This window comes from Xanthovirga aplysinae (assembly GCF_009711365.1).
Lineage (GTDB): Bacteria > Bacteroidota > Bacteroidia > Cytophagales > Cyclobacteriaceae > Xanthovirga > Xanthovirga aplysinae.
The window spans coordinates 1-3,398 of record NZ_SMMB01000702.1; the positions used below are offsets into that span (position 1 = coordinate 1).

General features: G+C 36.6%; 3 protein-coding genes. All 3 read right to left on the reverse strand.

Annotated elements, in window-relative coordinates; translation table 11 throughout:
• Nucleotides 1–68 precede the first annotated feature (68 nt).
• Nucleotides 69–662, reverse strand: coding sequence for a hypothetical protein (locus tag E1171_RS04375; RefSeq protein WP_155204474.1), 594 nt, complete (start codon nt 660–662; stop codon nt 69–71).
• Nucleotides 663–721: 59 nt separating this feature from the next.
• Nucleotides 722–3,094 carry a relaxase/mobilization nuclease domain-containing protein gene (locus E1171_RS04380; RefSeq protein WP_155204476.1) on the reverse strand — a complete coding sequence of 791 codons (2,373 nt, stop codon included), beginning with the start codon at nt 3,092–3,094 and terminating at the stop codon, nt 722–724.
• The coding region (locus E1171_RS04385) for a plasmid mobilization protein (protein WP_155204478.1) at nt 3,091–3,398 on the reverse strand (308 nt) is incomplete at its 5' end. The genes E1171_RS04380 and E1171_RS04385, both read right to left, overlap by 4 nt.

Genomic DNA, 3,398 nt, shown 5'->3' on the forward strand with positions numbered 1-3,398 from the left:
AAAAAATATTGAGAATAAAAAATCCCTGCCCTTCATGCTTTCCACAGTTAAAAAGTTCTATTAAAAAATTAAAATGTGTCAAAAGAGATCATATCAGCAGGTATGCTCGTAAGTCTCTCGCTGGCGTTTGGAAAGAAATCTAACTTGATAGGATAAGATTCTTCTTTCTCCTGTTTATAATTCTCCAAGTTCATTTCGGCAAGCACAATTTTTTCATCCAACTCCACCTCTATTTTTTTCTCTCTTTCATTTCTAATGCCCCATTGTTGTTCGGAAGAAAGCTCAGCCATTTCCTGAGGGGTAAGTAGTTCGTCCAGTTCATGGAAGTGCGTACGCTTTTTCCTTAATGTGAATAGTTCTTCCTCCCATTTTTCTATTTCCCTATCCAGCTCACTATCTTCAGCATATTCTCCATACAATAATTCCCTTGCTGTATCCAAATCAGTAGGATCTTCCTTTAAAACATTATGATACGCTTTCTCCCCTTTCAAAACCATGGAAACTAAAGCATCCCACCCCCCTTCTTCTAGAATTTCCACAACTGCTAAAGGATGGTTTTTAATAAGGGAATCTAAAAAGGTGGTACCCTCACTGGTTCCAATCCAATGATGCCCTACAACATCATGGTAGTCATTGATCGTAATTAATGTTGGGTTCTCCATTTTCTATCAATTTTTGATTACTATATTTTCTTTTCACTAATGCTTTTCTTTTTTTCTCATTATCTACCTAACCCATGCCCTCTATTCTCTTCTTCCTCTTCTTTCTTTTTCTTCTTGCCTGCAGGACCGCCAAACATTCCAGGTAATATACCTGGTAAGGATGGTTGAGATTGACCTTTACTTAATGATTCAGAAGAAGCAACAGTTTTTATTAATGGTTTTAAAGAATCTAAAAGAGCTTTGGTATCTGAGTTTAGTCCATTAAGAACCTCTTCTTCAAACTTCAAGGACACACCCTTTGCAATCAAGTTTGCGATAGTAATTTTGGCCCCTAACCTATCCTTCCCCGTCGATTGACTATGATTAAATGCAAAGACAGCCCGCATTAATTTACTTTCTTCTTCATCCAGATTTAAAATATTTAAACGGGAGATGAAGTCACCTTTTGTTTTCGCAATTTGTATTAACCGATTTGCTTCATCACAATTGGAAATAGATAAAGGAAGATTATCAACGCTCAAAGAAGGACCATTAAACTTAACTCCCGATAAATAGAGCTCAGTTATCTTGCCCTCCATGCTTCCTTTTTTATCTATTGTTTCAACCAAATACTTGAAACGACCAGTTGTGGTAATATCTAAAGTTTCTTTATCTAATAAATGAACCTCCCTTTCATGCACTCTTATTGCAGCTCCCCTATTAATCATCTTAGAAGCCTTTACAACATCGCCAGAATATAAAGCAGCAATCAAAAAACTTTCAAGCTTAGTACAAGATGGAGCAACCCTTTGTTGAGATTGTAAAGCCCCCAAGACCTTCCTATCTAAATTAGATATGCCAATAAAATTACTGATGGTGAATTCTTTCAACCCACCTTCACCCATAACTTCTTTTAATGGAATAGCATCATCAGGAAAATTATAGTGATAGAAAGATCCATTAGTCAAATTATACTCAAACCCTTTACGGGATAATTGTATAAGAAGGGTATTTATATCCCCCCTCCTATCAAAAGCTTTAATAGCATCCAACAAGAGATCTTTATTAGATCTATTAAATCGTTTCTCAATGGCCTTTATACTATACTGCTTTCCTAGCTCCGAGCCTTTATAAATTTTTCCATTCTTTAATTGGAAGCTTAGCCCATAAACCCCACCTGAATTTTCAGCCTTAACAACATTTATGCCTTTAAGTACTAATATCTGCTCCAATTCAGAAACATTGGAGGCCTTTTGAATAGCTTCATCAATAGCACCTCTGATAAATAGTTTGGAGGAAACTTGGCCACGGGAAACTTTTTGTTTCCTCTTTTCTTCTGGAGTGTCCTTTTTGGAAATAGAATCACCGCTATTTCCAACACCCGAAAATCTAGAGCTTAAGTTTCGGAATGAATATTCCTTTCCTAAATCGCTCCCTTTGAAAGTTTGTCCATTAAAACCAAAACTCACTCCATAAATTCCTCCTGAATTTTCGACTGGTTTAAGCTCCACGTTATCCAGGTGTAACTGCTGTTTTAAGGCTATAAGATCCTTTACTCCTCGCGCAAAAGCCTTGTTAATAGACTTTCTAACATATTCTTTATTGTCACCTATATTCTTAGCAAAATGACTGTCTAAATTTTTTAAAGTTGCTCTCTTTTTTGTAGCTGATGCCTTAATGGAGAACATACTTCGCTTTGAATCAACAGGATCAAGCACCGAGTACTTTAAACCAATCACCTTCCCCTCCTTTTCGATTTTAACAGGCTTCACCCCTTCCTTTTCAAGAACCTTTGTGAACGTTTCAAAATCAACTACAGAAGCAGAGCAAAGAGCATTTTCAATGGCTATATTAATAAGCATTTCAGCTCCATAGCCATATTTTAATTCAAGATCTTCAGTGTTCCCCTCCTTAATCTTATCAATCTCTGGACCGTGGCGATCTATTTCTTTCTTATGATCCCTTTTCCTATCCGTTGCTATGGTAATCCCATATTCCTTTTCAAACATCCGGCAGAGACGAAGTGATTTCTCTACTTCAAAACTATCGTCTACCTTTTTCCCATCAACATCCACCACTGAGCTGGCTATATGAATATGGGGGTGGTCTTTGTCCATATGACGATATACCACATACTCACAATTTCCGTAGCCCATCATTTTCATATAACGATCCGCAATTTCATTCAGCAAATCATCCGTAAGTTTTGATAGATCCTCCTTAGCAAAATCTATATTAGGATGAAAAGTAAACTTTTCAAGTTTACGGCCTTTTACCTGGTTACTTTTGTAGTCAGAAACCAAAGAATTAAAATCTCCAATAATGGCAGACTTATCCATGCCAGCAAGACCAATGGTCCTCCCAATCTCATGAGCAACACCCTCATTTATCTTTTTCTCGTGATAATCAAAAATGCCCTTAAAATGGCTGCCCTTTATTGGATTAGCAATCAATACTTACTTTTGTTTAAATGGTTACGAACAAATAAAAGTTGTTCTTGAAGTTCCTTTAGAATTTCTACATCACTCTTCTTTAAGTAAACCGGACCCTGCGTCTTAGCTGTAGCATTTATACGCTCAGCAATCTGATTGACATTCACCCCAATCCTTCTAAGCTCCTTACTCATTTGTTGACGGGCCTGACTTAATTCCCTTATATCGACAATATTATTCCCACTATCATTTAATCCGGATTCTATAAGAAAATTCGTCATGTTCATTTTAGCCTTTTTTGCATTAGCTTTTATGGCTTGCTTTT